This is a genomic window from Streptomyces longispororuber (genome assembly GCF_024448165.1).
GTDB lineage: Bacteria > Actinomycetota > Actinomycetes > Streptomycetales > Streptomycetaceae > Streptomyces > Streptomyces longispororuber_A.
On record NZ_JAMOLN010000377.1, the window covers coordinates 1 to 3,946 of the forward strand.

The following is a 3,946-nucleotide window of genomic DNA, read 5'->3' on the forward strand; positions in this document are numbered from 1 at the left end:
GGTCTCGACGTGCGGGTGGGCGGGAGAACCGGACCGCGGCCCGGTGACGTGCACCCCCTGGGACCGGAACCCCCGGCCGCCCGCAACGACCTCCACGATCCCCGTGCGGGCGGCCGGGTGGCAGGCCGCGCTCCTCCGGGGTGCGGTGTTCCTGGCCCTGTCACGGCCCCCCACGGCGCCCCGCCCCGCCGGACGGCCGTGTTGAATGGACCGCATGGCAGAGACCACGGAACTGGGCCGCTACCTACGGGCCCGCAGAGCGCAGGTCACCCCCGCCGACGCCGGACTGCCGGCCGGCACCGGACTGCGCCGCACCCCTGGCCTGCGCCGCGAGGAGCTGGCGACGCTCGCCGGGGTCAGCGTCGACTACTACACCCGCCTGGAGCGGGGCCGCGAGACCAACCCGTCGACCGCCGTGATCGACGCCATCGGCCGCGCCCTGATGCTGCGCGGCGACCCCCTGGAGCGCCTCCACGACCTGGCCGAACTGGCCTCGGGCCGGCTGAGCGAACCGCAGCCCACCGGGGACGACACGGTCCGGGATTCGGTGCTGCGGATGCTGGAGGCGCTGCGCCCGATGCCCGCGTACGTGGTCAGCCGCTACAACTTCGTGCTCGCCGCGAACCCGGGGGGCCGGGCGCTGATGCCGGGCCTGTGGGACTGGCCGGACGACCGGCGCAGCATCACCCGCTATCTGTTCCTGCACCCGGTCGGCCGGGAGCTGTACGTGCCGTGGGAGGAGACGGTGACCGCGTCGGTGGCGCATCTGCGGGCGATCGCGGGCACCGACCCCGACGACCCGAAGCTGGCCGCGCTGGCCGGTGAACTCCTCGTGAAGTCACCGGAGTTCGCGCGCATCTGGGACCGCTACGACGTGTGCGAGCGCAGCGGCGGCACCAAGACGTTCGCCCACCCGAAGGTGGGCGCGATGACCCTCACGTACGAGGTCATGCAGCTGGCCAGGACGGGCGGCCAGCGCCTGGTGGCGTATCAGGCGCCGGCCGGTTCGCCGGACGAGGCGGCCATGCTGAAACTGGACCCGCAGGCCCCCTAGTCCGGACAGGCCCTAGGGGCGTTCCAGGATTAGGGGCGTTCCAGGATCGCGGTCACGCCCTGGCCGCCCGCCGCGCAGACGGAGACGAGACCACGGCCCGGAACCCCGCGCTCCGCAAGGAGTTTGGCGAGGGTGGCGACGATCCGGGCGCCGGTCGCCGCGAAGGGGTGGCCGGTCGCGAGGGACGACCCGGCGACGTTCAGCCGGTCCCGGTCGACCGGCGCGAGCCCGGCCTTCTCCCAGGCGGCGAGCGTGGCGAGCACCTGCGAGGCGAACGCCTCGTGCACCTCGAAGAGGTCGAAGTCCTCGATGCCGAGCCCGGCCCGCTCCAGCATCCGCGGCACGGCGTGGGCGGGCGCCATCAGCAGCCCGTCGCCGCCCCCGCCGGTGACGTCCCCGCCGACGAAGTCCACGGCCGCGGTCTCGTACGCGGTCAGGTACGCGAGCGGTTCGAGGCCGCGCGCCTCCGCCCACTCCTCGCTCGCCAGCAGCACGACGGCGGCGCCGTCCGTCAGCGGCGTCGAATTGCCCGCGGTCATGGTCGGATTGGGGTCCTTGACCCCGAACACCGGCTTCAGCGTGGCGAGTTTCTCGACCGTCGATCCCGGCCGCAGGTTCTGGTCGCGTTCGAGTCCGCGGTGCGGGACGACGAGTCCGTCCAGCAGGCCGCGGTCGTACGCGGCCGCGAGGCGCTGGTGGCTGGCGGCGGCCAGCTCGTCCTGGGCCTCGCGCCCGATGCCCCACTCGCGTGCGGTGACGGCGGCGTGCTCGCCCATCGACAGACGGGTGCGCGGCTCGGCGTTGCGTGGGATGTCGGGCACCAGGTGCTGGGGCCTGATCCGGGCCAGGGCCTTGAGCCGGGCGCCCGTGGACCGGGCGCGGCGGGCGGCGAGCAGGATCTTGCGCAGCTCGTCGTTGACGCCGAGCGGGGCGTCGCTCGCGGTGTCGGAGCCGCCCGCGATCGCGCTCTCGGTCTGCCCGAGGGCGATCTTGTTGGCCGCGGCGATCACGGCCTGCAGACCGGTGCCGCAGGCCTGCTGGATGTCGTACGCGGGGGTGCGCGCGTCCAGCTCCGAACCGAGCACGGTCTCGCGCGCGAGGTTGAAGTCGCGGCTGTGCTTCAGCACCGCACCCGCCACGAACTCGCCCACGGCGCCCGGCTCGTGGAGCTCGTACCGGTCGACGAGACCGTCGAGCGCGGCGGTCAGCATCTCCTGGTTGGAGGCGGTCGCGTACGGGCCGTCGGAGCGGGCGAAGGGGATGCGGCTGCCGCCGACTACGGCGACGCGGCGGGGCTGCGCCGGGGTGCTCGCGGGACGTACCATCTCGACAACTCCTGACTACTGAGTAACCTTACTCCGAAGTAAATTTACGACCCCACAGGGAGTTGGACAATGGCCGACCGCTACTTGACCTTCACCGGCACGGCCCCCGGCCGCTTCCTGACCCGGCACCTCGGCCTGCCGCAGCCCGCTCCCCTGCGCCGCTGGAGCCCCGAACACCCCGCCCTCGAAGGCCGGTTGCTGCACTTCACGGCCGGCACGTCGGCGCACCGGGAGGAGCTCGCGGCGATCCTGTCCGGGACGGGCCTCGACGTGCGCGGCACGCTCTCCGGCGCCGACGGCTCCGTGCGGCCCGCGGCGGTCGTCGTGGACGCCACGGCGGTCGGCGGTCCGGCGGACCTGGCGGCGGTGCACGCCGTCCTGCACCCGGCCGTGCGGTCGGTCGCGGCGAGCGGCCGCGTCGTCGTCATCGGTGCGCCGCCGTCGCCCGACGACCACCACCAGGCCGCCGCCCAGCAGGGCCTGGAGGGCTTCGTCCGCTCCCTCGGCAAGGAGATCGGCCGCGGCCGCACGGTGAACCTGGTCCGGCTCGCGGGTCCGGCGCCGGCGGCCGAGTCGACGCTGCGGTTCCTGCTGTCGCCCAGGTCCGCGTACGTCAGCGGCCAGGTGATCGACGTGGGCGCCGCGCAGGGCGAGTCGACTCCCCCGGACGACTGGGCGCGGCCCCTCGCCGGGCGCACCGCCCTGATCACCGGCGCGGCGCGCGGCATCGGCGAGGCGGTCGCCGAGACCCTGGCCCGGGACGGCGCGGACGTCGTCCTGCTCGACGTCCCGTCCGCCGAGGCCGATCTGACGAAGGTCGCGGAGCGGCTCGGCGGGCGGGCCCTGGCGCTGGACATCACGGCGGACGACGCGGGCGAGCGGATCGCCGGGTTCGCCCCGGGCGGTCTGGACGTCGTCGTCCACAACGCGGGCATCACCCGGGACCGGCGGCTCGCCAACATGCCCGCGGAGCGCTGGAGTTCGGTCGTCGAGGTCAACCTCGCGAGCGTGCTGCGCACCACGGACGCGCTCCTGAAGGCGGGCGCGGTACGGCGCGGCGGCAGCATCGTCGCCACCGCGTCCATCGCCGGGATCGCGGGCAACGCCGGGCAGACCAACTACGCGGCGAGCAAGGCGGGCATCGTCGGTCTCGTGCGGTCGCTGGCGCCGCGGGCGCTGGCCGAGCACGGGGTGACCGTGAACGCGGTGGCGCCCGGCTTCATCGAGACGAAGATGACGGCGGCGGTTCCGCTGTTCATCCGGGAGGCGGGGCGGCGCATGAACTCCCTCGGCCAGGGCGGGCTTCCGGTCGACGTGGCGGAGACGACGTCCTGGTTCGCGTCGCCCGGCTCCGGGGCGGTCAACGGCCAGGTGGTCCGGGTGTGCGGCCAGTCGCTCCTCGGGGCGTAATCCCTCCGGGTGTGCGGGGTCGCCGACTGCGTCTGCCGTGCGGGGTTTCGTCGCCGGCTACGGGTGGGTGGGGGCTGATACCCCTGGAGGCGCACGGAGTGCGCCTTTCAGGGGCGCGGGGAACTGCGCGAGAAGCCCCACCGGCCCGCAGGCGCCG

3 protein-coding genes are annotated in these 3,946 nt (G+C 74.5%); 2 read left to right on the top strand and 1 reads right to left on the bottom strand.

From position 1 onward, the window contains the following. Positions 1-214 precede the first annotated feature (214 nt). Positions 215-1,054, top strand: a complete 840-nt coding sequence (locus tag M4J07_RS46895) for a helix-turn-helix domain-containing protein (RefSeq protein ID WP_255983362.1) — start codon at positions 215-217, stop codon at positions 1,052-1,054. A 29-nt stretch (positions 1,055-1,083) separates the two neighbouring features. Here M4J07_RS46895 and M4J07_RS46900 read toward each other — a convergent pair whose 3' ends face one another. Next, positions 1,084-2,379 carry an acetyl-CoA C-acetyltransferase gene (locus tag M4J07_RS46900; RefSeq protein WP_255983364.1) on the bottom strand — a complete coding sequence of 432 codons (1,296 nt, stop codon included), beginning with the start codon at positions 2,377-2,379 and terminating at the stop codon, positions 1,084-1,086. Positions 2,380-2,448: 69 nt separating this feature from the next. On the opposite strand from M4J07_RS46900, the gene M4J07_RS46905 reads away from it, so the two are divergent. After that, the gene (locus M4J07_RS46905; RefSeq protein WP_255983366.1) at positions 2,449-3,789 is read left to right on the top strand and encodes a 3-oxoacyl-ACP reductase; all 1,341 of its coding nucleotides are present in this window, start codon (positions 2,449-2,451) and stop codon (positions 3,787-3,789) included. Positions 3,790-3,946: the final 157 nt, after the last annotated feature.

Excerpts from the sequence above, each read along its gene's own strand:
- M4J07_RS46895 (WP_255983362.1), top strand. The coding sequence starts at position 215 with ATGGCAGAGACCACGGAACTGGGCCGCTACCTACGGGCCCGCAGAGCG.
- M4J07_RS46900 (WP_255983364.1), bottom strand. The coding sequence starts at position 2,379 with ATGGTACGTCCCGCGAGCACCCCGGCGCAGCCCCGCCGCGTCGCCGTA.
- M4J07_RS46905 (WP_255983366.1), top strand. The coding sequence starts at position 2,449 with ATGGCCGACCGCTACTTGACCTTCACCGGCACGGCCCCCGGCCGCTTC.